The following is a 25915-nucleotide window of genomic DNA, read 5'->3' as shown; positions in this document are numbered from 1 at the left end:
ATCCTTATCAATTTAAGACGTTTGGTGAAGATTGAACTTCTGACGTTGTTTTAAGTTGCCCAAAATGGTGATGAGCACGTTGAATTTGTTCTAGTTCGAGCATCCAATGCGAACTGCGTTGCGCGCTACAAAATGCGATTAAGTGGTTAAGTAGATCTTCACTCTGCTTTTCCAGTAACCCGTGGGTGCGTTGAATCAGCTCTGTGCTCTCAAGAGAGATAAATTGCATTAACGCATAAGACTGATTCAATGTATCAAAGGCTTGTTGGTGTTGCCCTAAACGGTTGAGAATCTCAGATTGAGCCACGCTTGCATCTCTGAGTCCCGCAAGTAGACAGGCAAATTGGCAAGGCTTGATATCGCTTTGGTATGCCGCATCTTGAATGTGGTGAGGAAGAGAATTGAGAACATCACCATAAAGACGCTGTGCTTCTGGCCAGTGACCTTGCTCCATTAACTGTTCAGCTTTTAGGTAGTGCATCCAGCATCGTTCAATTTCCATATCCACATCCTCGATTTATAATATTTTAAAATGTTAATGATATTTATTATCAATTGCAAATTAAAATCATTCAGATGTTAGGTTTGGTGAATTAAATAGCTTGTTATTCGTAAAATTGCATTAAATTGTGTGTTATTTGTTCGGTTGAACAGCGATGTAGCGTAAGTCACTAAATTTATAGGCAATTACATCTACACTGAATTTATCTACACCCAAGAAGTAAAGGACTAAGGAGGCGGCGATGGCGATTCAAAGACTCAATGCAGAACAACTGTATCAGGTAGCAGAACTCGAAAAGTTACCATGCAAGTCGACCAAAGAACTGGCTCCAATTGACGAAATCGTCGGGCAAGAACGTGCGCAAAAAGCCGTTGAGTTCGCGATGTCAATTAAGGAAAAGGGTTACAACATTTATGCGATAGGACGCAATGGTCTGGGTAAGCGCACCATGATCTTGCGTTATCTCAACCGACACCCTCATGAAGTTGAGGAGCTTTTTGACTGGTGTTACATCGCGAATTTCGAGGATATCCGTACACCTAAGGTATTGAAACTTCCGCGTGGCGTCGGCAGTAGCTTAAAGCAAGATATTGAAAAGCTGATGCGCAAACTCATCAAAGCGATGCCACTCGCGTTCGACAATGAGATGTACTTCAGCCGTGCTGATCGATTAAAGAATCAGCTAGCAGCCAAGCAACAAGCAGCGTTAGAAGCGATCAGCCAAGAAGCAAAAAAGAACGGCGTGAACCTGACGATCACCACTCAAGGTGATTACCAGTTTGTGGCGATGAACGGCGATGAGCTTCATACCGAAGAGAGCTTTGACCTGTTGTCACCGGAAGAGCAAGACCAATTCGATAAAACCATCGATGCGCTGGAAGTTGGGCTGCGAACCATTTCTCGTGAACTGACGGAGCTTGAAGAGACGTATACTGAAAAGATTCAAAAGCTTAATGATGATACGGCGCGAGATGTGATAACGCACTTCATCAAGCAATTGAAGAAGGATTACAGCCAATACCCAGACATTAAAAAGTACCTAACCGCACTGCGTAAAGACATTGTCGATAATGCTGATATTTTCTTAGAAGAGAGCACTGAGCAGGCCGAAGTTGCGACGGCTTCTTTGGATAAGAAAATGCCGCGTCGTTACAAAGTAAACGTGATTGTGAGCCAGAAGGAAGACACTCTACCGATAGTGGTCGAGGAGAATCCGAACTATCACTCTTTGTTTGGTTATGTAGAAACGGCAACCTTTAAAGGCACTGTATTTACTGACTTCTCATTGATTCGTGCAGGTAGCTTACATCGAGCGAACGGTGGCGTGCTGTTGATGGACGCGGTAAAAGTGCTAGAGCAACCTTACGTATGGGAAGGCCTGAAGCGTGCGCTGCGTTCTCGTCAGTTAAGCTTCACTTCATTAGAGAAAGAGGTGACGTTAACGGGAGCGGTGTCGCTCGACCCAGAACCTATTCCTCTGGACGTTAAGATCATCTTGTTTGGTGATTACCGCACATACCAACTGCTGCAGCATTATGATGCAGAGTTTGGTGAGCTGTTCCGTGTGACGGCTGATTTTGAGGATGAGATGAAGCGTACTGCTGATTCTGAAATGCATTATGCGCGCTTCATTTCTAGCATCGTCCATGACAACAATATGCTCCACTGTGACCGCAAGGCGATTGCTCGCATCATTGAACACAGTTCTCGTCAGGCGGGTGACCAAGGTAAGTTGTCACTGCACTCAGCACACATTGCTAATCTGCTTCGTGAATCTAACTATGTGGCGAGAGGTTCGAAATCGAATCTGATTCGTGCATCGCACGTCGACCAAGCGTTATCGAACCAACAGATGCGTGTTGGACGACTGCAAGACAGCGTAATGGAAACCTTCACCAACGGCACAACTTTGATTCATGTCGATGGTAAAGCTGTAGGGCAGGTCAATGCGCTGTCGGTATTAAGCACAACGGATCACATGTTTGGTGCGCCAAACCGAATCACGGCAACCACCGCTTATGGTGACGGTGAAGTGATTGATATTGAAAGAAACGTAGACCTTGGCGGCAGCATTCACTCGAAAGGGGTGATGATCTTGTCGGCATATCTCTCTTCTGTGTTTGGTAAGACGGCTAAAGTCCCGCTTACGACTAACATCACCTTCGAGCAGTCTTATGGTGGCGTTGATGGCGATAGTGCGAGTATGGCGGAGTTCTGTGCCGTTGTATCTGCATTTTCTAAGCAGCCAAACCGTCAAGACATTGCGATTACTGGCTCTATGAACCAGTTCGGTGAGTCTCAGCCAATTGGTGGGGTGAACGAGAAGATTGAAGGCTTCTTTGATGTGTGTGAAATCAAAGGTCGTTCTAATGAGCAAGGGGTTATCATCCCGCGCTCTAATGTTCATAACCTGATGCTGCGCAGTGACATCGTTAAAGCGGTGGAAAAGGGCGAGTTCAATATCTGGGCGATTGATCATGTGACAGAGGCGATTGAGCTGTTCACGGGTAAAGCCGCTGGTGAACCGAGTGATGAGGGAAGCTACCCAATCGATACTATCTTTGGTATCGCTCAGGCTAAACTCAACGCACTGCGTAAATAGCTTAACGCTTTAAGCAGATTAGCTAAATAACCGTTAACCTTAAACGAAACAGCCATCGATATTATCGATGGCTGTTTTTTGATTCTTATAATCTCAGCGCTTAAGCGTTACGCAAACGAAGTTTGGTGCCGTCGAACTTCAGCTTACTGAGCAGGTTCTTGGCATTGGCCTTACCGATATCATCAAACTCGACACCATAACGTGCGTAGTGCGTTGATCTTTGTAGATTACACACAATCCCTCGTAGTGGCGGAATCAACGGACCATTGTAGTTCTCAGGCGTAATTTCGATAGAGACTCGATCAGCTACCTGAATTGGTCGAGAGGTTGGTGGTGTGACAAAGCGACAACCACTCTTTGAGAGGTCTCGAATCTCGCAGTTCATGCGTTGATCATCAAAGATCACACGAGAACTGAGGTTTACTTCATAGCGCGTTTCTTTACGCAGTTGCGTCACTTGCATGGTACTTGGTGTGGAAAGCACTATGATCGGAAAGGGTTCGCCAATGGTGTGGTGAATCTGAGATCTAAAATGGATCAGAGCGCCTTCGCCTCGCAAAGAGTAGGCACGAGCCGTCATCCCAAAGCCTTCCTGAAAGAAAAAGCGTAGGTCATCACTAGAGACCTCCGGCACCTCAATCAGGATACAGTTATCACTGTGAGTGCCGATAAATTTGGTGGTAGCGAGAAACTTGGTACCAACAGGTGTCGAGACATTTAACGTCAGCTCACTGCCATGCTCAATCATAGCCAGCGCATCGGTACTATTAATGGTGGTGACGGTTCGATTTCGAGGGTCTTGCAGTGCCTGATTATGCTCCAAAGGCTTCTTCAGTGGTGCGTTCATTATAGGTTCTCCATGTGCCAACATGCGTCTGTTAGATATTGATAACTTGCTAACAAGGGGTTATTACGTGCTAGATTTAGTAGGCGTACTAACGCAATTTATAGAGTGCTTTTAATTGGTTTGAATTTTATTTATAACCACACGCTATAATAATATTTTCTTTGATTGTAAGTACTTAGTTTTATTTATATGCACTTGCGTTAGTCTATTACAAGGAATTCATACTTCAAACTTTAATTGTTTGTCGTATCCATTATTTGCAGGAGTTGAGAATGCAGGCAGTTAAATGGGATCAAGATGCGAACCAGATCACGGTTGAGTTAGAACCAGATCAGTTTGCGGTAGTTAAGTATAAAAAGGATGGCGAGGTACTGCATATCACTTCCACTCGAATCCCTGATGAACTGCAAGGCAAGGGCTTTGGTAAGGTGATGATGGAATCGGTACTCCCTGAAATTGAGCGTGCGGGTTACACAATTGTCCCAGTATGCAGTTATGTTGTTCATTACATGAAAAGACAGACACAATGGTCACACCTTTTAGCCGATAAAGCGTAGCAACGAGTTATATGTCTCAATCAATACCTTCAAAACAGTCTGTTGAATCCGATGTTAATCCCAGTCAGCAACCTCCTGAGCTTTATCAAAAAATAGCCACGTCACTCGGTTGCCATCAAGGGTTCGATATTCACGTGATTCAACGCTTGTGGGGCGGGTATGGCGAGTTAGTACGCTTAGTCTTCACAGATAGTAGTGATGCTGGATTCAACAGCGTTATCGTTAAACATGTCGCGTTGCCCGATAAAAGTGAACACCCGAAAGGATGGAACACTAAGCTGTCTCATCAGCGTAAAGTGTATTCCTATCAAGTAGAGACAGCGTGGTATCAATCGTTCACTCAACAATGGGATGAGCGCTGCCCCGTGCCTGTGGGTTTACAATGTGAATTAGCAGACAACGAATGGCTTATCGTGATGCAAGACTTAGCCGATAGCGGTTTCCCATTAACCTCTCAGTTTGATGTACTGGCCGCTTCTGATGAATCAACCTCAGGCGAGCAGCATCATGCTTATACGCCTGTTGAGGTTAAACAGCGAAATGCTTGCTTAAAATGGTTGGCTAACTTTCACGCAAAGCACATCAATGTTGATCAAGGGCAGTCGGCATCATTGTGGCCTGTCGGTACTTATTGGCATTTAGACACTCGTCCTGATGAGCTAAGTGCCTTAGCGGACTTACCTTTGAAACAACAAGCGCAACGTATCGATCGTTTATTGAAAGAGTGCCCGTATCCAACCTTAGTGCACGGCGATTCTAAGCTCGCGAACTTCTGTTTTGAGCCTGAAAGTGAAAACGCGGCTGCAGTCGATTTTCAATACGTTGGTCACGGTTGTGCAATGAAAGACGTTGCCTTGTTCATGAGCAGCGCGATTAGGCCTCGAGATTGCCAACAGTATGAAAATGAGGTGTTAGATACTTATTTCCAGCACTTGAAAGAGGCGCTTGCACACTATCAACCACAGCTCTCATTTGAAGACGTCGAACGCGCATGGCGACCACTGTTTTATGTTGCGTGGGCTGATTTCCAACGTTTCGTAAAAGGTTGGAGCCCAGAGCATTGGAAGATCAATCCTTATACTGAACAGCTGACTCAAGCGGTGGTTCAGCAGTTGGAAATGTCTAAGTAAGCTTCTTCAGTCAGCAGACCAAATAAAAACGCCCAATCACTGATTGGGCGTTTTTGATTATTGAACGACTCTCTAGTTTGTCAGGCTGTCTGGTTCCGCTGTACTGGCGGCTACAAGTTGATTAGCAAGTTTGAGCTTACTGTTAAAGCCTGCTTTGTCGATATCTCCCATGACTCGTGCTGGTTCTAACTCACCGCTAGCGGGTGAGTAAAAGAAAATGGCTGGTGGGCCGAACACGTTCTTATTGTTGAGCCATGCCATTTGTTCTGGCGAGCTTTCTGTCACATTTAGCTTGATGGTCTGCCACTCTTTGAGTTTTTGGCTGATTTGTTGGTCGTTGAACACGTTAGTTTCAATTACCTTACAAGAGACACACCAGTCTGCATAAAGGTCGACTAGTACCTTTTGATCAGCATTGGCTGCTGCTTGTAATTGCTGCTCCAAGTGAGTGACTGAATCGGTTTTCTCAAAAGACGTGATGGCCATAGGTTGTGCGGACTCTCGGTTCGCAAGCGGGTTGAGAGGATCGGAATTTCCTAGGAAATAACCCACAAATAGAATCAAGCCATAGCTCAGTGGCAATAGTGCAGAAAACTTACGAGTGCGTGCCCAGCCCGGTTGTGCCGCTTCTAACGCGCCGAAGTGTACACCCGTACCAATAGCAAGGAGCGCCCACAGGGTCATAATGATTGATGGGTCTACGAAGCGGCTTAATAAGACGATAGCCACCGCGAGTAGCAGTACGCCAAATATTTGCTTAACCGATACCATCCAAGCGCCACTTCTTAACAGTAAGCGACCGCCACCAGCACCGATCGCGATAAGCGGAACACCCATGCCTAGAGCCATGACAAACAGGGTAGCACCACCAAACATCCAGTCTTGAGTGGTGGATACATAAAGCAATGCACCAGCTAGTGGCGCACTAACGCAAGGTGAAACCACTAGTGCAGATATCGCGCCCATCGCGAATACGCTAGCAATTTTACCGCCGCCCAACTTGTCTGAGCCACTGTTGAGTTTCTGCTGCAGTGCGGCAGGGAGTTGAAGCTCATAGAAACCGAACATAGCTAACGCTAGTAAAATGAACACGGCGGCAAAAATGCTGAGCAACCAAGGTTGTTGCATGGCTGCTTGTAAATTGATGCCTTTTGCTAATGTGGTGACCAGAATTCCCGTCATGGCATAACTGGTCGCCATACCCAGAACGTACGAGCTAGAAAGGGCTGCGCCTTTCTTTCCTGTCATCGCTTTTTCACCACCTATGATGCTGGCTAAGATAGGAATCATAGGCAGCACGCACGGCGTGAGAGACAGACCTAAGCCAAGCAAGAAGAAGACAAGCAGTGCCTGCAACTTACCGGCTTGAGAGAGAAACGATGACAAGCCATTGGTATCGTCACTGATCTTACCTAGCGTTTGAACCAAAGAGTTTGATGGCTTCTCAGAAGCGACGTCTGCCAATGCCTTGAGCGTAGGTAAATCCAACTCTAGTTTTTGTGGCAGGTAACAAAGCCCTTTGTCTGCACAGCCCTGATAGCGGACGGTGAGCTTGCCACTTCCGGTGTAAGGCACGGTAACGGTAAGTGGATCGTGAAATACCACTACATTGCCGAAGTTAGGGTCTTGCTTTTCTTCACCTGGCAGCGAGTATTGAGCAGCTAATGTCGATAATGAGGGCTCTTCTTTAAACGAGAAGCGAGATTGGTAAAGATAGTACCCCGAGTGTGTATCAAAGCGGATAACTGCGCCTTGGTCTGTGGCTTCCCATGTAACAGGGAAGGCTTCTTCAACCGGAAGAAACTCGTTGTCTTGAGCATGCAAAAAGCTGCTAAACAATAGAATTAACGTGAGTAGGTAGTTTTTCATGAATGCAAAAACTCCGTGCTTTGGTGAATGTGTAATTGATCGTCGATGTAAATAACGGCGCTTTCTTCCGGTACAGAAATGTTCGGGTTGAGCGTCAAGGAAGTGCTAAGTACACCCGCTTCTAAAGTGGAAGAAGCTATTGCCGTAACAGACAGAATCTTCTTTTCTACGTCTTGTTTCGACAAAATATGAGACGTTGCTTTATCGCCGAACTGCATTTGACGTTCACTGTGGGCTGATGTGGTCAGCGCCGCGTCGGTAATCGGAACGGCAAAAAAAGGTGTCTTGTTGTCTCTTGGATTCAGAACCGCAATGTTAAATGGCGAACCATCTGGCTTTGTACCTAATGCATAGATATCGCCGCCAAAATTCACCAACATTGAACTTGCACCAAGTCGCTTGCCTATCTTTACCGCTTGGTCGACCGCGTACTCTTTGATGACGCCACCAAAATCGAAGCGAGTGCGTGAATCAGGAACGTGTAGCCTTGTCCTTTTTCGAACGACAGCCCTTTGTCGTTCGACTGTTCCTTGTAGATCGCCCGTCTCTTCTAGACAAATTGCCCCTTTTAGCTCCCATGCCTGCTTGCCCAGCGCGGAAGAGAGGGCTTGAAAGGCATGGCTGTGTGACATCTTCGGTTTCTGCTGTAAAAGATGTTTGATGCTGCCAACGGTGGTATCAAACGTGTCGAATGTCAGTTGGCTTAATCGGTCGAGATGCTCAAAAACTTCCGCAGACTCTGAATCGAGTTCGACTTCACTGGTTGTACGCTGATTTATATGTCGCGTTAGCCATGAATCATCGCTGTAGAAGTTATATTTGTCTTCTAAGCGGTGTGTGTTCTGCTCTATCTCATCAGCGATGCTTTTTGCGTACGCCTTTGGGAAGTGGGTCAAATCAAGCGATAAGATCTGCACTTCACATGGTACTGTCATGGCATGGAAGCGATGGACAAAGGGCAGCTTAGAATTCATATGTTGCTCCAACCGCCCACCACTGCGCTTCAAACCCGTTGCTCTGTTCGTAGTAAGCCGCCAGCGCATTTAAATGCACGGTTTTATGGACCTTAACACTCGCGCCAAGCTCATAAGCATTCGCGGTGAAGTTACCTAGGCGAAGGTCAGAAGTTGCGTAACCTGTCGAGGCAAAAGAAGGGTCAGCGCTGCTAGGGTCGCGATAGAAATCTGCCGCATCTTGCGTATACCAGAAATAACCGGGTGCTAAGGTTAGCCACTCACTGACACGCCAAGATAATTTGCCGCCAATTTGGTGAGACATCACGCCCCAGTCATCAATGAACCATTTGTAACGTGGTCGGATTTTGATGCTATCGGACAGCGAGTAGAAGGCCTGAAGGTTAATACCGCCAGACAGTCGGGTATCTGGTCTAGAGTCTTGCCCCAAGAACACTTCGTCATCATCTATTTTGCCATCGTCATTAATGTCGACTTCGCGAAGAACCGTCAAATAGTGGTTGCTCAAGTAACCGCTACGGTAGCCAGCATAAGCGGTAAAAATGCTGTACAGATTTGGTGTAAAGGTTTGAGATAACCCCGCTTCTAAGCTGCCAGTGAAGATGTCTTCCCAGCTCTGGCTATTAGAAGAGCCAATAACGTATTTGCCAAATGCCTGAGTTTGGTCGAAAAGAGCAGATCCCCCTAGGCTGTACGAACGGTTTTTAGCGCTATCGGCATAAATCAAACCTTTACCATTGATACCAATGCTCTCGTAGTCTTCTTCTTGAGATATATTGCCACCAAAGGTCCATTCATTACGCAGTCTGTCACGGTAGGTGGCACTCAAGCTGAGTGCTTTTCTTGTGTCTTCTAGGCCGACTTTCTGGACCTCATAACTGTCTCGGTAAGGATCGTAACCCGCACGGATGACTTCGTCAGTTTTGTCTTGAGCTTGCTGGGTTTTCAGGGCGCGATTTATTTTGTCGGCCTCCGAAGCTGTAGGCGTCGTAGGGCCCCATGCTGGAGAAGCACCTGAAACACTGTCGTAGCTTATTTCTGCGTTTAGGGTCCAATCTAAGCCGATACTTTTTTCAATCGAAACCATGGTGTCCTTGGCTGAAACTCTGTCGTCATACTCTTCATAGTTAAGGTAATGCACAGAGACATGATCTTCAGCTAATGCCACATTAGCCACTGCCGCTGCACTTAGCAGCGTAATTGGTAGTTTTTTCATTTTGTTCTTATTTTGTTTTTGAAGTACTGAATATTTTTTTATTGATTGAGTGTTTTTGTCGATTGAGTTTATTGGATCGATTTAATGGTTAGTTACAGCCGCAGCCGCCACCGCCAACACCGCTGCCACCCACAGAGCCCTGTTTGTAGGCAAAGACTTTTTCAGAGAAAACATCGAATTCTGGTACTGGACCGCCCGGTTTCATCTCTTTTTGAGCTAGCGTCCCTTTCTCCCAAGGCTTTACCGGCTCAATACCAAGAAATTCATCGACAAACGCTAACGCTGAAGGCTTGTTAGTCTCTTCTGGCTCTTTTTTTTTGATAACCAGCTGTTTTGCCTTTGGTGTCACCATGTCGATGTTGCGTCTAGTTGCGCTTTTGGTGGTTTGGTTTGAGTGCGTGCCGCCACTGGAGTAAACCGTGCCGGAAATGATCTCTTCTTCTACGATAGGGCCATCGCTATTAGTGCTGTTATTACTGGTTTGCTGTTCAACGGACTTTTTTCCTAAACCACTAAGGTCGAGTTCAAGAGCCGCGTTCGTGGTCATTGGAATAGCGAGCAATCCAACAAGAGTGGCTTTCATCAACATCATAACTGCACTCCCATTTTCACTAGGTCATCAGTAATGACGTCGCCAATGTGGTTGATTGCGCCAAAGCGAATCTTGATAACCTTGCCTTGGTAGATGTAATAAAGTGCAGGCATACCGATAGGTTTAAACTCTGCGATCAATGCTTGCTCTGGATCGTTGACTACTGGGAATTCCAATCCGAGTTGCCTTTGAAACTCAAGAGCAACTTCAACATCCTCATCGACATCAACACCTTTGAATGTCACGCCAGTGCCTTTGACTTCTTTGTAGAGTTGGTTTACTTCTGGAAGTTCTTTACGGCAAGAAACGCACCACTCAGCAAAGAAGTCGACAATAGTGAGCTCCTCGTTGTTGAGTTGCAGTTTCTTGACAACGTCTTGCGATAAAGCATCGCCTTCTTGATAAGCCATTGCAGGTAAAGAAAGGCACAGCGCTAATAACGCTAGGGCTCGTGTAAACATGTATTTCTCCATATTGTTTTTAAATTTGTTTGTTTTAATTTCAGATGTTTTGAGTCACACGCTTTGTTTGAATTAGCGAGTGAGTTGGATGCTTGCTGAGTATTCAACCGCCAAAATGTCGGAAAAGTACTCGTTAAGTTGTGTCGTATTGGTGGCACTGAATACGCGTAAAGGATTTCCTGCACAGTTCTCGAATTGAGTAATTCGAGTTGGGCTGACGCCATAGCCGATGAAATTCATTTCAATGCCGTATTGCTTGATAGCCTTAGTGCAGAACCCAGCGTTTACGAGTTGATTGAACGCGTTTCCTTCGTCAGCGCCATCGGTGAATAACACCAGTTTTCTTCTAGTTTCGGCTACCGTGCTTACGTGTATTCCCCATGCTTGTTGCCAACTTGGGATAAGCTGCCTCACTCCCCATACCAAACCTTGATAAGAGCGAGTACCGCCATTTGCTTTCAGGCTGTTTATCGAGTTTTGGACGCGGGAAAAGACATTGGTCAAGGGCAGCATTGGTGACTCTTGATTACAGTCGCTTAACCACTTACTTGGCGGTGTAAACTTCACCGGTCGCTCTGAATGCAGCGTCGCGAGGTTATCTACGGTCAGCGCCGCAGAGAAATCGCCATTACGATAGCTAAGTCCATCGATACAGTAGATTCCGGCTCTTTCTTCGGATAACCAAGGCGGGCGATGTGTTGCCACTCCAGAATCGAAGGGAACGATCGAAATCCTTACTGAATCTAAATCGTTAGCGTTATTGCTCTGAGATTGAATTGTATTCAAGGCATTCGACAAAATAGATTTTAGTGACTGTATGTTTGAGCTCATGGAGCCAGATACGTCGAGTACCAATACCAGCTCTGTTGGAATCGTAGAGTGTTTGCTTTCAACCACCCCCTTAAAGCCACCACCTGTTGCAGTCACATTTTGGTCATAGCGTTCATAGCTGAAATGCGGTAGTAGCGGTGTAACGGAGTAACCTAGGCTAATTCGGCAGCCTTGGTTTTCTGGCGTTAATCCACTCACACCTTTCAATGTTGGGTGGTAGTAACTTTGGTATGCGCGCATCATTTTCGAAGTCGCCTCATCAGCAAAAGCACAAGCCAGTGCGGCAGAGTCAGCGGCTTGCGCAGCTCGATTAGAAACCATCACTTGCGCGCAGATCATCAGAGTGCCAACAGCGATAAATAGTGCAGGGAGCAGTAGTGCAAGAAAGGAAAGAGTGATGGAACCTTTTTGCTGCCGGGCTAGGCCGCTAAACATTGAGTTAACCATAGTGCTTACCTACCACTACTGATGAGCTTTTTAGGCTTTTTGGAAGATCAAGTCGTTCGTAGTCAAATGGTGTCTTTACGCATATGGTCAGTTGAATCAAAGTGGATGGTGTTCCATTCAATGCAGGATCACCGTTGCCTACAACAAGCATGTCCGTAAGGTCCTCAATAGGTGGGTCACTTTGGCAGTTGCTTCCTGCATAAAGATATTCGTATTCCCACGTCGAAGCAGCAGTATCAAAGACACGACTTTCAAGTAAAATCCCAATATCGCCGCGGGCAATACTACTCGGCAGATAACGTTCAGCGAGCACGAGTAATGGACCTTTCAGAGTCTCGGGTAAACCATTCTTCCCTTGCTCTGGTTTGAGTTGAGTTGAAGAAATCGCATTCACTAGGTTGTAAGTAACATTGTCTAACTGAGTCTGCATACTGAATAAGCGGTAGATAGCAACCAACCCCCACAGAATGAACATCATCGCGAGCACGACAAATGGGAACTCAACGGCGGCTGATCCCGCTTGTTTTTTGGTGTGTGTGTTATTAACCGTCATAACTCACCAATACCTTTTTTTCCAAGGTTGTTATGTTGCCGGTACGTTCTAAAAAACGGGTTGAAAGGCTAGGCAGCAGAGCGAATGAGGATGCGTAAGACACCGTGTACTCCCCTAATACTGCTTTGCTTATTGGTGCCGCCTTCTCGTTAACTAAGTCCGGTAGGTTTTCAACGTACAAAGGTTGCGACAACTTGATCTTGCTGCGATCGATCAGCGGGAACTTGTCGATAGTGTCGATGAAAACTTGATTTGATAAAGGGCCAACTGGTCTAGTTTTGACTTCTCGAGCACCTGCATTAACGGCGACATCGAAGATGATGTTGACCAGTAGCAGACGGCAGATGTCAAAGAACCCTAGTATCAGCAATAGAAACGGTAGGGTGATCATTAGAAACTCAACGCTATTCGCACCTTTCTGACGAGAGAGCATTATTGTTCTCCTCGCTTAGCGTGTGCGGCTAGGGCTTGGTAATACAAGCTATTGTTCGCGTATTCCGGTTGCGACAGATGCTCACGAGCGATCGCTTTCGCAGACTCGCTGTCACCAGAAAGCGCGTAAGCCAAAGCAAGGTTAAGCTGGAGTTTTACGCTCGCTTCACCTCTAACAAAGATCGGGTGCAGAATTCGAATCCCTTGCTCTGGTTTACCATCGAGTATCCAAGCCATAGCGAGGTTGTTTCTGTACTCGTTGCTTGAAGGCATTAAGCTAAGTGCATTTGAGTAACACTCTCTGGCTTTGGAATACTGCTTATTGAGCGAGTAACTGACTCCTAAGCTATTTTGAGCAACGTCATCGAAAGCCTCCAGTCGAACAGATTCTTCAAGAGCCGAGGTTGCTTGTTCAAGCTCTCCTAAAGCTAGCCATGAACGGCCTAACTCACGGTAAATCGCACTGGATTGATTAAGCTCGATAGCACGCTTTAAGTAATGCAGTGCTTCGTCATAACGACTGGCTTGATTGGCTGCGGAGCCCATCAACAGTAGTAACTGCGGGTCATTGGGTTTCGCTACCAACATTTTGCGATAGAGATCCATGGCGCTCTCAGGCTTACCGTTCATTAGCGCAACTTCAGCTACTTTCATGTCCTCTACGTGCTCATTTTGTGTTTTGTTTGTTGATTGGCACCCTGTGAGTATCGCAAGTAGGCAACATAGAATGGTGTGTCTCATATTCCCCCCAATGTTTGCATTAAATTAAGCATAATTGGTGCAATGATGATGGCGACTACTGGCAACATAATAAAGACCACTAAAGGGAACGACATTTTTGCTGGTATTTTTCCGACCCACTCCTCCAGTTCGAGAAAGTAGTATTGACGGCTATCAGAAGCGATAAGCTTCAGAGCGTCAGCAAGCGGTGTACCGTATTGAAGTGCTTGATTCATCGTGGTGACGACATTGTTGATGTCAGGCAGTTGTATTCGTTTGTCTAAGTTGTTAAGTGCCGTTTGTGGTGAATCGAGAACCGATATCTCTGTCGCGGTTAACAGCCACTCGCGTGACAATGCAGGAGAGATCGAACGCATCTCTTCACCAACACAGCGGAATACCGCTTCGAGTGTTAAACCTGATGCAACACAGATCACCATCAAATCAATTGCGTCAGGCACGACACGACTAATTTGCATTAGCATTTGGTTTACCCACCAATCGAGAATCCGATCGATAAGAATGCCGGTGACGATGGCGATGGCGATACATTCCGCTATTGAGTACACGTTCGACTCCGAGATTTGAGTCATGTGCCAAATCATGGCGCCAACGGTCATTAGGGTGAACCTTATTACGAGAAAATAAGTTTCTGCATTTGGTGATCCTAAACCAATTAGGGTCAGCTTTCGACGTCGAGATTCTTGACCCTGAAAGCCCCAATCGCTTGAGGTTGTTGAGTATTTATTAGAATAAGCAGAAACAGACATGAGCCTATTTTTGACGATATCTCGTTTAAATGAATAAAGGTGCGCAATCAGGGCCAGTAGTAGTCCTGTCCCTATCATCAATGAGGCAAAGTAGGTCATGAAGAGAACCTTTTATTGCGTGTTAAGGAGTTTAGAATCAAGGTGCCAAAACAGATGCTACTCAGTACGTAAATAAGTACATTTTGTCCCGATTCAGTATTGATCAATCGATCGGCCATTGTGGGTTCTATCCAAGCTATGCTTCCAATTAAGCCGATGGGTAATAGAGATAAAAATAGAGCAGTCATTCGAGGCTCAGAGGTTAAGCTCTTCACCTTTTTTCTCATCGCTCGGTTGTCATGCATCGTTCGACTCAGGCCTTGAAGAATGTCACGTAGTTGACCACCATTCGACTGATTTAGGATGAGAGCAACAGAGAAATAACGAAAGCTATGGTAAGGAAGGCGAATACACGCGTCCTCTAACGTGTCTCTTAAGCTAAGCCCAAGTGCCAAGTTGTCACGAATATATGAGAACTCACGACCGAGTAACCCCTGTTCATTTTGCGCGACTTGGTCGATAGCTTGTGGAACAGATAAGCCTGCAGAAACGGCTCTAGAAATTAAACCAAGCACACTGATAATGCTTTTCTCGAATTCTTCTACTTGCAATTTACGGCGGTAGAAAACCAAAGCGAAGAAACAAGTGAGCCATAAACCGGCAACAGCAATTACCTGGTAGTAAAGGGCTACCTTTGGCAAAAAAGCATGGCTTGCAATTGGAAAGCCAATCGCAGTAAGAATAATAAACCCCTTGTCAGAGGTGCAGAGTAAGGCATTGATTCTTCGAAATCGCGCATATAGTTTATTAGAACGTATATGGTCGTCTTTTTTTATCGAGATGCTAGATGCCTGTTGCTGATAGCTGACAAGCTGTAATCGTTTATTGACGTTGGCATGTCTCGCTCGACGCCTCAACAATAAGAGGCTTAGTAATGTGCTTAGTACTACTAGAACTAGGATCATACGACGTCGACCTCCATCGCAGCTCTTAGTTGTTTATCTAGCTGGTGGTGTCTGACTTTCTCGTTGAAGTGAGGGACACATCTAGCACTTTTGTAGCACCCCATAATGTTTCCTTGTTGATCCTCAGACAATGCATCAAAGGTAAAAAGGTCATGAGTAATGTATTGTTCGCTTTCAATACCCTGTACTTCTGTTATTGAAACAATACGCCTTTTCCCATCACGCATTCGCTCAACTTGGATTACGACATCAATGGTGTCAGCGATTTGGCGGCGTAGCGCGAAGAGCGGTAAAGTGGCTTGGCTCATCATCAACATGTTTTCCATTCGAACCAGAGCATCTGCCGCCGAGTTAGCGTGCAGTGTACACAGAGAACCATCGTGGCCTGTGTTCATCGCTTGCATCATCTCAAAGGCCTCATCACCACGAACTTCGCCTAAAATGATGCGATCTGGTCGCATACGCAATGCATTCCTGACCAATTCTCGCTGGGTTATTGGTGTTAAACCTTCTGCGTTGGCTGGGCGAGTTTCTGCACGTACTACATGTGGTTGTTGTAATCGCAGTTCGGCAGTGTCTTCAATGGTAATGATGCGTTCTTGAGGTGGAATGCTAAAAGACATCGCATTCAGCAATGTAGTTTTACCTGCGCCTGTGCCACCTGCAACAAGAACGTTAAGACGAGAACGAACGATGATATCGATTAACTTAACCATTGATTTGGACATCGCTCCGAGGCCCTCTAACTGAGCCAATGAGAGTTTATTCTCATTAAATTTTCGGATTGAAATATAGGTCCCATCGAGCGCTAAAGGTGGAATCATCACGTTGACACGACTGCCATCATCCAGTCTTGCATCGACTAATGGATTCGATTCATCAATTCGCCTACCCACCTTGCTCACGATACGTCGTGCTAAGTTGAGCAGCTGCTCTTCATTACGAAATTGAACCGTGGTTTTTTGCAGTTTTCCGGAACGTTCTACGTAAACTTCGCGGTAACCATTGACCATAATGTCTGTGACCGTTTGGTCTTCAATCAAATGCTGAAGCGGTCCCAAACCTAAAAATTCATGCAGCAGTTGTTCTACAGAATGAGTCACATCACTGTGGCCTAATGGCAATTGCTTGGAGATCACTATTTCCGACACGAGCTCAGCAATTCGGGCCTCTAGAGCTGACGCACTTAAGCTGACTACAACCGATGGGTCGATGGCCTTGATAACCTCTTCGTGAATAACATGGTAGTGCTCACGTATGGAAGGTGTCGAGGTTACGCTAGATTGATTTATTCGTGCGCCACCGTTTACATCTTGTTCAATGACCTGAGGGTTCTGACCAAACATTATGCACCTCGCTTCCAAAAGCGGCGACTGCTCTGAGGCACTTCACCGGTGATCAACTCGATGAGAGAATTGAACGCAAGCTTAGCCTTTTTATTACCTTTGTGAGCAGGGTGTCCGAGTGATGAATTGCCTATAAAATGGTTAGGTAAAAACGGAATGATAATATCAACTTTGACGCCTAATGATTTTTGCACGTCCTTTACAGAAATCATTGATGCAGAGTCTGACTTACAATGATTCAGGATCACTATCGTCTGTGAAGAGGACGGCTCCTGTAATCGCTTGATAATTTGGCCAGCATTGCGGATAGCCCCCAGTGTTGGTTCAATAACAATGACTCTTATATCGGCGCTTTTCAGCGCGTTGAAGCCAACTTGATCACGTAAGGAGTAAGTTGGGATATCCATTACCAGGTAGTCTGCTTTTTGTAGGCAAAACTGGGTAAATTGGTCCAAAGCACTCTTTTGTGGCCAAAATGGCGCGGCATCTAGAGGTAGATAGCCAGTAAAAAGAGTATGTTTTTCATCCACACTGATCCCGCAGCGCTCGAATACAAGTGGTTCAAGTCTTTCTGGATATTGTAAAAGCTCTATTAATGCTGGGTTCCCTTCAACATTGAGTAGTAGATCCAAATCGCCCATTGAAAAGTCGAGGTCTAGGCAAGCGACTTGCTTACCTAGTTCGGCCAGTTGTTGAGAAAGCGTTGCGGTAATAGTGCTGCTACCTGCGCCCCCTTTGGTACTGACAACCGAGATGACTTTTTCATTGCGTTTCCCGTTACTGTTTTGCAAGGCCGTAAAGGAAACGTGTTCTAAGTCTTGCGTCGTCACAGGAGGTACTAAGTAGTCACTCGCGCCTGATGCCAGCATGCCACGGTAAATGAAAATTTCATTGGATTGCCCAATCACAATAATTTGGCACCCTGTACGCTTAATTAAGCGTTGCACCGCCTGTTTCGATTCTGCTAACTCACAACTCATCACGTCGAGAAATACAGTTGTGATACCATGTTTTAGGACCTGTCGTACTACCTCATCCTCTTGATTGGAAGAGGTGATAATGTGGTTAATACCAAAGTCACTCAATGTCGCTTTAAGCGATAGGGTGTCGAGTTGCTCGGACGCAGCGATGAGTACCGTTAACTGGTGTACTTTATTCATAGCGAGCCCCCTAGCGTGTTCGTCGAAGAGCCATTAATTGTTTGTTGGTTTTGGGGTGGTGGAGCCAAGTAGTTATCGATACTAGAGACAGCTTTTTGTCCTTGAGTACCACTCATCGGTTGACCGACGATCAGATCTTTAGGGTTGGCTACCATTTGTGCAAGGGCATTGGCATTGGCACACCCAAAATTGCGCTGTGTGCGGTAGGCGTTGACTGTGGTTCTTGGCGTTTTACCCGCGTCACAGGCTGTGACTTTGGCGCGGTAAGACTCGACTAAAATGGTGATGTCGCCTTTACCTTCTGTAGCCTCGTCTGCTACCCAAATTTGTGATGGATAGAGGCCTGATTCGATCAGGTGAAGCCTTACTTTCTCTATCTGACTTTCACCTTTCGGCGTTGTTTTTGTTATTTTGACCATCAAGTTACTTAATGCACCTCGGCGAGATATGAAATCAGAAATATCCGCCTTTTCCTGATCTGACAGGGCTTTTCCTGAAAGCGTTAGAGAGAACTTGTTCGTAACCGACACCACATCGACCGATGGTTGCTGAGTGGTTGGCGTAGGTGCGCATCCCGCAAACATAAATAGGGCAGGGAGTAATAAGGATAATTTGTTCATGATGTCCTCAGTAATAGAACCCGTTGTCACCCAGCAAGCGAGGCTTCTGGTTGTCGGTGTATGTTTCTTGGTCGTGTGTTCTTTTACGCTGAATTCTCGGCAGTGCCAGAAGACGTTCAACATCGCTTAATGGAATGAGACCGTCGGTTGGTAGCTGCATCGAATCTGAACGAGTTGGTTGCACTAGATAAGCCGTGACAATGATGATTAACTCTGTTTCTCGGCGAGTGAATTCCGTTGAACGGAAGAGACTTCCTAGTACTGGTATCTCCGCGACAAGTGGTACTTTTTGTAATTGTTCAATATCTTCAGACTTTAATAAGCCGCCTAAAGCGAAACTTTGCCCACTGGCTAGCTCGATGGTGGTAGAAGCACTGCGAGTAGTGAAAGAGGGAAAGTTAGCTCCTTGTATTACTTGTTGCCCGTCAATCGAGACGTTGCTGACTTCTGGGTTTACTTTTAAACTGATGCGATTTTGGCTAAGCACGGTGGGCGTAAAGTTCAGTTTTACACCGAAGTCTTTGTACTCGATTTGAGTGGTATCAGCAGTAATCAATGGCAGTGGAACCTGTCCACCTACTAGAAATTCTGCATCTTCACCAGACATTGCCGTCAAGTTAGGTTCAGCTAGCACAGACATCATGCCGTTACTTGCTAATGCATCAACCAGTGTTGTGATGCTTGGTTTTCCCCAGCTACTGACATTAGGAAACTTTGCAAAGTAAAATTGTCCTACGCCTCCGGCGAGTGAGCCCCATTTGATTCCGAGTTTGTTGGAGACATTTCGAGAGACTTCGGCGATTTTTACTCGAATGTTGACTTGATTTGGCATGGTGACAACCAATTGATTAATCAGCTCCTCTTCTTTGGAGGAGGTAGGCTGATTTTGAGTCAGTGCACTGTCACTACTGTTATTTTTGTTTGTGTTCGAGCCTTCTTTCTGCTCAGTTTGGTTAACAATGGGAGACAGATACCCTTTCGCCAATGACACGATATTGTGCGCCATCATTGGGGAAGGAACACGGCCTTTTAACCACAGTTTGCCGCCTAAGGATTCTGCGTTAACTGACGCTTCTGGGAACTTGTTTTTCACTAATTCATTGAATTCGCGGCTGTTGTGAGTCACACGAATCTTATTGGTATAGATAACGCGTTCTTGCTCGTTCAAAACGGTGATGGTGGCGCTGCCAGCTCGTTTGCCAAATACCATCACCTTGGTGTTGGTTAAGGTTTGGTAATCCGCAATATGAGTGCTAGAGATGAAAATCGACTTCGCTTTTTCTGGCAGGCGAATCATTTTTGCCTCATTGATTGTCACATCAAGCGCAGATGCTGCTGATGCAAAAGAGAGGCAAAGGCTTGATAGCAGGAGAATCCCCCACCAACGACAGGTACTAGCCATTGTTATCAGCTCCGGTTTTATTATTAATCGTTTTGTTATCGGCTCTAAATTCCACCAGACCGACGTCAGGCAATATCTGAGTGGTGTCTGGAGAAATCACTTCTAGTGTGACTGAGTTTGCTTGTTGAACGTTAACTTGGGTGTCGTTTTGTCCACGCAGTGCAAGAGTGAGTTTTCCCAGTTGTTCAGCAAGCACGACTTGGTTGGCTTGCTCTGGGGTAACCTCTAGAGAAACGCTGCTGTTATCGGGAATGACCGCACCATAGGAGTCTCTCACCTTTTGGTAAGATTCTGCCGCTTGAGTGTTATTAAATGCCAAGACTCTAGCATCATGAACAATGGTGGTGACATATAGCCCTTGTGACGAATTACCGTAACGAAGCAGCTCACCATCTTGTGAGCCCAGAAGTAGGATATCGACTCGATCCCCTGGTTGGATGAAGCCTGAATTTGCTGTGATCTGATCAACAGGGACGGAAATAGCGCGATAGCCGGGCTGCAGTTTAAAAGAGAGTGAGTAGCCTCCCTTTGGCTCAGTAATGTCTGCATGTGATAATACGGACCCTTCGACCAGCTTTGTTTGGGCAATACCAGACATAGAGTGGTCGGCTGAGATACTTTCTGGTGTCACATAGTCGATGTAATTCTCCAACTCACCTAAGGGAATGGCTTTCCACTGAAATGAATTTGGGGTGTAGTTCTGGCCTATGTCAATAGTACGAGATGGCACCAATACTTTAATGGTTTGCTGAGTGGTTGGCACTGAGACTTTTTCTGACGCGTTATTGCCTTGACTGAACAGTAAGACAGATAACGCGACTACTGAGCATAATAACGACAGCAACAGGAGCCGCTTGGCAGTCATGGTTATTCCTTTAATGTTATAAGTAGACGGGCTTATTCAGATTCTTGTGCTTTCTCTATTTTTTCGACCACTGTGCTATAGGCATCAGTGATCGCGTTTGTCAGTGTCCCATCTTTGCCACCAACCACAGACAGTAAAACTACAGACATCGCGGCAGCGAGAATGGCGTACTCAATCGCAGCCGCGCCGCGTTGCTTTTTTTTGTTCAACATGATGTTATTCCTTGCGTAATTCAGCCTCGGTAGAGGCTGATGGAGTTGATATTAAGATTAAGATTAATTGCCAATATGTTGGTTTTATTCACCAGCAACCAGTCGATAAAGCTTTGAATTTGGCCTGTAGCCACCTTCTTTTTCATAAGAGCGTTCTGAAAATGTTGTGATATTTAAAGTCTTAAACTTACCGCTTTCAGCTGGGCTATTGGTTACATAGTCATCCTTGCTACCATCTAAACTATTATGCTTAAAGACCTTAGTATTTAAGGGAAATAACCCGTAAAGCTGGTATTTGCTTGGAATACGCCAATCTTTCAAGCCGCATTTCTGGTTGTCATTCCAAACATTTATCTCCTGTTGAATCTGTTGGTATGTTTTATAGCGATACTTTTTCAATTCATCTTTATCTATATCTACATATTGAAATATTTGCCATACTAAGCCGCTGATTGAGTCTTTAACACATATCGCATCGTTTCTGTTTGGAACGACTTTTCCCATCGCGTCCAGATACTCATAGTCTTTTAAAGCTACCTTTTCTTCACGAACCAATCGCGCTAACGTAATTTTTTGGCTAGTACTGTCTGTGCTTGCAAAGCTTGTTTCTTGGTTTTTGTTGATTGCCTTAAAATGTGCAATGTGCATATTTGCATTGTCTTTTTGATCTTTGGACCAGTAATAAAATACTGTCCCATCATCAGTACGCATATCATACTCTGGGTTCAAAGCTAAATGATGGGGGAATACCTCTATATTCAACGTCAGGTATTCGCTTTCTGGTTTTACTGGTTTTGACTTTAAAGACCACAGTTGAGTCAAACTTGGGACTGACCAATCTTTAAACCCACACATGCCTTCATCGGCATTGGTGGTTTCGAGAAGCCCGCCGCTCCCTAAAATGCTTGGTAATCCAGATGCGGAAGCATCGTAGAAGAGCTTGTCTTCGCCTTGTGGTAAGCCGTCTTTGAGTAACGTCCAAACTCTGCGTTTGCCTGGAATACGCGTGTCTTCAACGCATCGCCAACCTTGCGCATATGTGGTTGTCTTATCGAGGTAATGACCAAATTTATCAAGCTTGGCAAATCGTTCGTTATCGAATAACACTTCAGCCTCTGGTACCTTGTAACCAGAGTTTTTTAAACCGTTATTGGCTTCACCTTCAAATATCGTAAGATCAAGAGATTTTAGCTTTTCCATTTGATCAATAAGGTTGCGATACAGTGCTTTCAGCGTTTCATCATCAGAGTTTCTTATATGCTTATTCAGCGATTCAATGAAACTTTCTGCCTGCTCGCGCTCTTGCGCTAACAAGTACAATGCTTGATTGAGCGCTAAACTCGCTTCATGTGTTGCCTTTGCCTCACCCTTATTTTTTGACGTTCTGAGCGAACCGACTTTTACATCTACCGTCGCGTTTTTTTGCTGAATTTTTGCCAGTTTCTGAGCAAACTCAGCGCCTTCTATCAGTGTTGCCAGTGTTTTAGTGTTTTGCTCTAGTTCATAGGTTTTTGCTATGAAATGGTTGAGGGCGTCTTCAAGTTTTTGGGTATCGTGAGTATTGCCGCGTTGTTGAGCTATCTTGATCTGCAATTCGTATTTTGCAATCTTTGAGTTGAAAAGATCAGAGCCACTTTTCCACTTCTCGGTTAAGCCCGACAGTGTCTCCAATTTTTCATTTGCCGCAAATTCTAACAAAGCGTAACTCTTGTCTGTTTGGTTCTTACTAAACCAGTTTGTTAAGAAGGTTTTTGCCTCGTCTAAAACACCATCAACTCCATTTTTTTGTTCATTGAGTAACTCGTTGATTGTTTTGGGGGTGTTGTCTATTGTTACCGTCTCATTATTGATGAGGTTCAATAAGCCTTGGGTCGTGAGCAGCGTCCATGTTGTGTACACATAAGCACTTGATGTGCTATAAACCTCACCATTCTTCACTATGACGTAACTGCCATTGTCATTGGCCCAAGCACTCTTACTTCCATTCTCTATCAAGTAGCTGTCTAGATTGTTGGGTAGATTGGCACGACTCTGCTTTGATAATTCGATGGCCTGATCCATTGTAGGAAGCTTCCAATCGTTGATACCGCAATTGTTTAATCCTCGAACTGTGCTGGACACATCGGAAATTTTTTTATACGCCTGTATCGTAGCCCAAAAAATCGGCTCACCTTTGCCCTCATTGTCATATTCAGCGATGCAATTGAAACTATCCCACTTATAACCCGGTCCATATGCAGTTTCTTTAAATTTTGCAGAGGTATTTAAATCTTGCATCGGAACAAATGTGATTGCGTAGAATTCACCGGTTTTATCTGTTGTTGCCCAAAGAGGTTCGCTCGCAGGGTTTTTAACGGTTTCTTTAGCATTTTCTTTTAACCGAATGGCTACCTTGTCTTTGTCATACGCTTCGGTGCCGATAAATTGTGGCTTCGATACAACGGGATGCCATGTTTTTCCTTGGTCATTTGTGTATTCGTAGTGTTGAGGTAATTCGAAACTGATTTCTTGCCCCCCAATGGTGACTTTTTGCCAATAATCCCAGTCATAACCGTTGGTGAGGTTAGCGTTAGCCTTAAATTCGGGATTAATGATCCTTGCTCCTACTCCCTTGGGTACCGGGATATCGAATACCTTGGTGAAGTCTTCCGTAGGCGAAGCTATTTCACCGCTAGCTCTGGCATGGCTGACACTTCTTGCTACGCGTAATTGGACATCTGTTGCGCTTCTCGCTTCGTTACCCACATGGAAGGGCATTGTCACTACTTTGGTCCATGTTGCCCCTGAATCGAGCGACACTTCATAATCCGTGGGGTTATACGGCTCAACGATGCTCCACTCAAGAGTGTTGTCGATATTATTTACAACCAGATTTTGTGGTGCATCAGGTTTGAAAGTATAGGGTTTATCAGAGCAGAGCAGTTCACCAGGAGGGTGCTGCTTTATCGCGTTTTCTTTTACTCGCACGCAGACCTGTCCGCTGGCAAAAGCTTTATTATCAACGAGCTGAGGATTACCGGTGACCGCATTAAAGTGAAGCCCTCGATCTAGTGAATACTCGTAGGAACCAACTTCTTCAAATGTTTCAACGGGCTGCCATTGGAATGTATCCTGTGTGTCGTCAACCATTGGATTGGTTGGGGCGACCGGTTGACTATCTGAATGGGTAAAAGCTGAATCGATCGTCAGTTCATATCCAGTCGGTCTCGCATTCGATGAGTTACTTTTCACACGAATCGAAATCGTACCCTCTGGGTATGATGCATTTTCGAGTATGAATGGAACTCCCGTTACATCCTGCCAGTCCTTATCAAGGCCAAGCTTTATCTCATAAAATGATGGGGCCTCGTAGCCATCTACCCAGAACCAATTGATCAGGTTGCTGTTGTCATTGGCAAAATCGAGTGTCGGTTGCTCTGGTTTTGGTGGCGTAACGGTCATTGGAGCGGTTGCCGCTCTGATGGAACCAGCTAGATGTCCAAGTGTACTATTTTCAGCAACTCGTACTTGTAAATGACCAATTGGTATATCGAGGTCAGCGATATTCTGTGGCTTTTCTGTTGCCCGGATCCAGTTGGTTCCGTTGTCCAGTGAGTATTCATAAAGGCTTGGAGCATTGAAAGAATCGACAAAATCCCAATCAAATCGGTTTTTTGCATCATCGACGTAAATTTTATAAGGGGCCGCTGGCTCGGTTTTTAACGTATATGCTTCATTTGAAACTGCAATGTTTCCTGCTGGTGTGTTTCGTGTTTTCGAAGCGGCAACTCTTACCTGAACAGCCCCTTCTTTGAGCGCTTGGGACCCGACATGAATCGGTTTTCGGGTCACGGTTGCCCACGTATTTCCCGAGTCTAATGAGTATTCGTAATCTGAATTTTGGTTGAAACCACGGACAAATTGCCAGTTGAACGTATCAGATACATCATCTACTTCGATATGTTTAGGTGCAGGAGGAGCGATTAAGATTGCACCACTGCTGATATCCGATTGAGATATTGTAAGTTGGTCTTTGAACGCCTCACCAAGTTTTTTCAACGTGTTGTTTGTTCCAGGTGCACCATGTGAGAGTAAATCTGTTCGCGCTTTCAAGGCGATTAGATCTAGCGAAGCGAGTTTGTACATAGCGCCTTTACGAGCATTTATTTGATCTATGCCTGCCTCAATGGAAGCCTTTTGTGCCTCTTGAATTACGCGGGTTAAACCGCGAGCAAGCATATGTAATTCTTCGCTATTTGATGAGTTTGATGAGGCGTAATCACTTATAACCAGTTGCTTCTCAACTCCTAGCTCTTGGGCAATCAATTGTGCCGCCATGTCAAAGCTGATCCCACTGCTTTGTGCGACGCTGGCGATGAGTGAGGTGACCGGGCTAACAACCGCGGAGTGTGTTTTTGGTATTTCAAGTGTGAATGTTAAATCTATGGTCTGGTTTGGCATATCCATGTCGATGGTTTGGTTTGCGATTGCCTCAACCAAGAGCGTCTGTTCTGAACTCTCATCATAAAGATTTAATTCAAAGTACCCATTGGAATCTGTTGTTGAGACATCTCCATCTGCGGAATCACACATAGCATTGTGGTTTTTATCTAAACAGACTTTCGCTTTGTGTAGGTAACCATCGAGAGCTACCCCTGACAGTTTTTCTGCATCTGCTTCTACGAACGATTGTGCCTGTTTTTCATCTGATCCTGCGCCACCACAAGCCATTAGCATTGTGGACATGAGCGAAACACCCACCAATGTGTATGGATTCCTTACCACTTGAACTCCAAATATTTTATAAATTACTCATAAGAAAGG

Annotated in this window: 23 protein-coding genes; 3 read left to right on the top strand and 20 right to left on the bottom strand. The window is 45.3% G+C overall.

Annotation, left to right across the window (positions count from 1 at the left end; genetic code table 11):
- Nucleotides 1–7 precede the first annotated feature (7 nt).
- A complete protein-coding gene (locus OCV52_RS20505) occupies nt 8–502 on the bottom strand; it encodes a hypothetical protein (protein ID WP_008218112.1) in 495 nt (164 codons plus the stop codon).
- A gap of 241 nt (nt 503–743) precedes the next feature.
- Between OCV52_RS20505 and OCV52_RS20500 the strand changes: the two genes are divergently transcribed.
- Nucleotides 744–3104 (top strand): Lon protease family protein, encoded by a 2361-nt coding sequence (locus OCV52_RS20500; RefSeq protein WP_137407134.1) that lies wholly within the window; start codon nt 744–746, stop codon nt 3102–3104.
- Nucleotides 3105–3204: 100 nt separating this feature from the next.
- On the opposite strand, the gene OCV52_RS20495 is transcribed toward OCV52_RS20500, so the two are convergent.
- Nucleotides 3205–3951 (bottom strand): PilZ domain-containing protein, encoded by a 747-nt coding sequence (locus OCV52_RS20495; protein WP_137407135.1) that lies wholly within the window; start codon nt 3949–3951, stop codon nt 3205–3207.
- A 272-nt stretch (nt 3952–4223) separates the two neighbouring features.
- On the opposite strand from OCV52_RS20495, the gene OCV52_RS20490 reads away from it, so the two are divergent.
- Both OCV52_RS20490 and OCV52_RS20485 read left to right on the top strand, forming a co-directional pair.
- Nucleotides 4224–4508 (top strand): GNAT family N-acetyltransferase, encoded by a 285-nt coding sequence (locus tag OCV52_RS20490; RefSeq protein WP_137407136.1) that lies wholly within the window; start codon nt 4224–4226, stop codon nt 4506–4508.
- Between the two features lie 11 nt (nt 4509–4519).
- Nucleotides 4520–5638 carry an oxidoreductase family protein gene (locus OCV52_RS20485; protein WP_137407137.1) on the top strand — a complete coding sequence of 373 codons (1119 nt, stop codon included), beginning with the start codon at nt 4520–4522 and terminating at the stop codon, nt 5636–5638.
- A 72-nt stretch (nt 5639–5710) separates the two neighbouring features.
- Here OCV52_RS20485 and dsbD read toward each other — a convergent pair whose 3' ends face one another.
- The 18 genes from dsbD to OCV52_RS20395 all read right to left on the bottom strand — a co-directional run bounded on the left by dsbD (nt 5711) and on the right by OCV52_RS20395 (nt 25822).
- A complete protein-coding gene (gene dsbD, locus OCV52_RS20480; protein WP_137407138.1) occupies nt 5711–7507 on the bottom strand; it encodes a protein-disulfide reductase DsbD in 1797 nt (598 codons plus the stop codon).
- A complete protein-coding gene (locus tag OCV52_RS20475; protein ID WP_137407139.1) occupies nt 7504–8481 on the bottom strand; it encodes an FAD:protein FMN transferase in 978 nt (325 codons plus the stop codon). The genes dsbD and OCV52_RS20475 overlap by 4 nt, the downstream gene beginning before the upstream one ends.
- Nucleotides 8471–9697 carry a DUF3570 domain-containing protein gene (locus OCV52_RS20470; RefSeq protein ID WP_137407140.1) on the bottom strand — a complete coding sequence of 409 codons (1227 nt, stop codon included), beginning with the start codon at nt 9695–9697 and terminating at the stop codon, nt 8471–8473. Before OCV52_RS20470 ends, OCV52_RS20475 begins: the two co-directional genes overlap by 11 nt.
- 88 nt (nt 9698–9785) lie before the next feature.
- Nucleotides 9786–10286, bottom strand: coding sequence for a DUF4266 domain-containing protein (locus OCV52_RS20465; RefSeq protein ID WP_063522939.1), 501 nt, complete (start codon nt 10284–10286; stop codon nt 9786–9788).
- Nucleotides 10286–10750: a TlpA family protein disulfide reductase gene (locus OCV52_RS20460; RefSeq protein WP_137407141.1), complete on the bottom strand. Its 465-nt coding sequence runs from the start codon at nt 10748–10750 to the stop codon at nt 10286–10288. Before OCV52_RS20460 ends, OCV52_RS20465 begins: the two co-directional genes overlap by 1 nt.
- A 72-nt stretch (nt 10751–10822) precedes the next feature.
- Nucleotides 10823–12028, bottom strand: a complete 1206-nt coding sequence (locus OCV52_RS20455; RefSeq protein WP_137407142.1) for a vWA domain-containing protein — start codon at nt 12026–12028, stop codon at nt 10823–10825.
- Nucleotides 12021–12581 (bottom strand): tight adherence pilus pseudopilin TadF, encoded by a 561-nt coding sequence (gene tadF, locus OCV52_RS20450; RefSeq protein WP_137407143.1) that lies wholly within the window; start codon nt 12579–12581, stop codon nt 12021–12023. The genes OCV52_RS20455 and tadF overlap by 8 nt, the downstream gene beginning before the upstream one ends.
- The gene (locus OCV52_RS20445) at nt 12571–13014 is read right to left on the bottom strand and encodes a TadE/TadG family type IV pilus assembly protein (RefSeq protein ID WP_137407144.1); all 444 of its coding nucleotides are present in this window, start codon (nt 13012–13014) and stop codon (nt 12571–12573) included. Before OCV52_RS20445 ends, tadF begins: the two co-directional genes overlap by 11 nt.
- Nucleotides 13014–13754, bottom strand: a complete 741-nt coding sequence (locus tag OCV52_RS20440; RefSeq protein ID WP_137407145.1) for a tetratricopeptide repeat protein — start codon at nt 13752–13754, stop codon at nt 13014–13016. The genes OCV52_RS20445 and OCV52_RS20440 overlap by 1 nt, the downstream gene beginning before the upstream one ends.
- Nucleotides 13751–14602 carry a type II secretion system F family protein gene (locus OCV52_RS20435; protein ID WP_137407146.1) on the bottom strand — a complete coding sequence of 284 codons (852 nt, stop codon included), beginning with the start codon at nt 14600–14602 and terminating at the stop codon, nt 13751–13753. The genes OCV52_RS20440 and OCV52_RS20435 overlap by 4 nt, the downstream gene beginning before the upstream one ends.
- Nucleotides 14599–15507 (bottom strand): type II secretion system F family protein, encoded by a 909-nt coding sequence (locus tag OCV52_RS20430; protein ID WP_137407147.1) that lies wholly within the window; start codon nt 15505–15507, stop codon nt 14599–14601. Before OCV52_RS20430 ends, OCV52_RS20435 begins: the two co-directional genes overlap by 4 nt.
- Nucleotides 15504–16853, bottom strand: coding sequence for a CpaF family protein (locus OCV52_RS20425; RefSeq protein ID WP_137407148.1), 1350 nt, complete (start codon nt 16851–16853; stop codon nt 15504–15506). The genes OCV52_RS20430 and OCV52_RS20425 overlap by 4 nt, the downstream gene beginning before the upstream one ends.
- Nucleotides 16853–18013: a P-loop NTPase gene (locus tag OCV52_RS20420; RefSeq protein WP_137407149.1), complete on the bottom strand. Its 1161-nt coding sequence runs from the start codon at nt 18011–18013 to the stop codon at nt 16853–16855. The genes OCV52_RS20425 and OCV52_RS20420 overlap by 1 nt, the downstream gene beginning before the upstream one ends.
- On the bottom strand, nt 18010–18633 hold the full coding sequence (locus OCV52_RS20415) for a CpaD family pilus assembly lipoprotein (protein WP_137407150.1): 624 nt from the start codon (nt 18631–18633) through the stop codon (nt 18010–18012). Before OCV52_RS20415 ends, OCV52_RS20420 begins: the two co-directional genes overlap by 4 nt.
- Nucleotides 18634–18640: 7 nt before the next feature.
- On the bottom strand, nt 18641–20035 hold the full coding sequence (locus tag OCV52_RS20410) for a type II and III secretion system protein family protein (RefSeq protein WP_137407151.1): 1395 nt from the start codon (nt 20033–20035) through the stop codon (nt 18641–18643).
- The gene (cpaB, locus tag OCV52_RS20405; protein ID WP_017107661.1) at nt 20028–20900 is read right to left on the bottom strand and encodes a Flp pilus assembly protein CpaB; all 873 of its coding nucleotides are present in this window, start codon (nt 20898–20900) and stop codon (nt 20028–20030) included. Before cpaB ends, OCV52_RS20410 begins: the two co-directional genes overlap by 8 nt.
- A gap of 32 nt (nt 20901–20932) precedes the next feature.
- The gene (locus OCV52_RS20400) at nt 20933–21112 is read right to left on the bottom strand and encodes a Flp family type IVb pilin (protein WP_004740725.1); all 180 of its coding nucleotides are present in this window, start codon (nt 21110–21112) and stop codon (nt 20933–20935) included.
- Nucleotides 21113–21196: 84 nt separating this feature from the next.
- Nucleotides 21197–25822 carry a coiled-coil domain-containing protein gene (locus OCV52_RS20395; protein ID WP_170222431.1) on the bottom strand — a complete coding sequence of 1542 codons (4626 nt, stop codon included), beginning with the start codon at nt 25820–25822 and terminating at the stop codon, nt 21197–21199.
- Between the last annotated feature and the right edge of the window lie 93 nt (nt 25823–25915).

Source organism: Vibrio chagasii, assembly GCF_024347355.1.
Lineage (GTDB): Bacteria > Pseudomonadota > Gammaproteobacteria > Enterobacterales > Vibrionaceae > Vibrio > Vibrio chagasii.
The sequence above is the reverse complement of the archived record's forward strand: the minus strand, read 5'-3'. Positions and strand labels throughout refer to the sequence as shown.

Excerpts from the sequence above, each read along its gene's own strand:
- OCV52_RS20505 (WP_008218112.1), bottom strand. The coding sequence starts at position 502 with ATGGAAATTGAACGATGCTGGATGCACTACCTAAAAGCTGAACAGTTA.
- OCV52_RS20500 (WP_137407134.1), top strand. The coding sequence starts at position 744 with ATGGCGATTCAAAGACTCAATGCAGAACAACTGTATCAGGTAGCAGAA.
- OCV52_RS20495 (WP_137407135.1), bottom strand. The coding sequence starts at position 3,951 with ATGAACGCACCACTGAAGAAGCCTTTGGAGCATAATCAGGCACTGCAA.
- OCV52_RS20490 (WP_137407136.1), top strand. The coding sequence starts at position 4,224 with ATGCAGGCAGTTAAATGGGATCAAGATGCGAACCAGATCACGGTTGAG.
- OCV52_RS20485 (WP_137407137.1), top strand. The coding sequence starts at position 4,520 with ATGTCTCAATCAATACCTTCAAAACAGTCTGTTGAATCCGATGTTAAT.
- dsbD (WP_137407138.1), bottom strand. The coding sequence starts at position 7,507 with ATGAAAAACTACCTACTCACGTTAATTCTATTGTTTAGCAGCTTTTTG.
- OCV52_RS20475 (WP_137407139.1), bottom strand. The coding sequence starts at position 8,481 with ATGAATTCTAAGCTGCCCTTTGTCCATCGCTTCCATGCCATGACAGTA.
- OCV52_RS20470 (WP_137407140.1), bottom strand. The coding sequence starts at position 9,697 with ATGAAAAAACTACCAATTACGCTGCTAAGTGCAGCGGCAGTGGCTAAT.
- OCV52_RS20465 (WP_063522939.1), bottom strand. The coding sequence starts at position 10,286 with ATGTTGATGAAAGCCACTCTTGTTGGATTGCTCGCTATTCCAATGACC.
- OCV52_RS20460 (WP_137407141.1), bottom strand. The coding sequence starts at position 10,750 with ATGTTTACACGAGCCCTAGCGTTATTAGCGCTGTGCCTTTCTTTACCT.
- OCV52_RS20455 (WP_137407142.1), bottom strand. The coding sequence starts at position 12,028 with ATGGTTAACTCAATGTTTAGCGGCCTAGCCCGGCAGCAAAAAGGTTCC.
- tadF (WP_137407143.1), bottom strand. The coding sequence starts at position 12,581 with ATGACGGTTAATAACACACACACCAAAAAACAAGCGGGATCAGCCGCC.
- OCV52_RS20445 (WP_137407144.1), bottom strand. The coding sequence starts at position 13,014 with ATGCTCTCTCGTCAGAAAGGTGCGAATAGCGTTGAGTTTCTAATGATC.
- OCV52_RS20440 (WP_137407145.1), bottom strand. The coding sequence starts at position 13,754 with ATGAGACACACCATTCTATGTTGCCTACTTGCGATACTCACAGGGTGC.
- OCV52_RS20435 (WP_137407146.1), bottom strand. The coding sequence starts at position 14,602 with ATGACCTACTTTGCCTCATTGATGATAGGGACAGGACTACTACTGGCC.
- OCV52_RS20430 (WP_137407147.1), bottom strand. The coding sequence starts at position 15,507 with ATGATCCTAGTTCTAGTAGTACTAAGCACATTACTAAGCCTCTTATTG.
- OCV52_RS20425 (WP_137407148.1), bottom strand. The coding sequence starts at position 16,853 with ATGTTTGGTCAGAACCCTCAGGTCATTGAACAAGATGTAAACGGTGGC.
- OCV52_RS20420 (WP_137407149.1), bottom strand. The coding sequence starts at position 18,013 with ATGAATAAAGTACACCAGTTAACGGTACTCATCGCTGCGTCCGAGCAA.
- OCV52_RS20415 (WP_137407150.1), bottom strand. The coding sequence starts at position 18,633 with ATGAACAAATTATCCTTATTACTCCCTGCCCTATTTATGTTTGCGGGA.
- OCV52_RS20410 (WP_137407151.1), bottom strand. The coding sequence starts at position 20,035 with ATGGCTAGTACCTGTCGTTGGTGGGGGATTCTCCTGCTATCAAGCCTT.
- cpaB (WP_017107661.1), bottom strand. The coding sequence starts at position 20,900 with ATGACTGCCAAGCGGCTCCTGTTGCTGTCGTTATTATGCTCAGTAGTC.
- OCV52_RS20400 (WP_004740725.1), bottom strand. The coding sequence starts at position 21,112 with ATGTTGAACAAAAAAAAGCAACGCGGCGCGGCTGCGATTGAGTACGCC.
- OCV52_RS20395 (WP_170222431.1), bottom strand. The coding sequence starts at position 25,822 with ATGGCTTGTGGTGGCGCAGGATCAGATGAAAAACAGGCACAATCGTTC.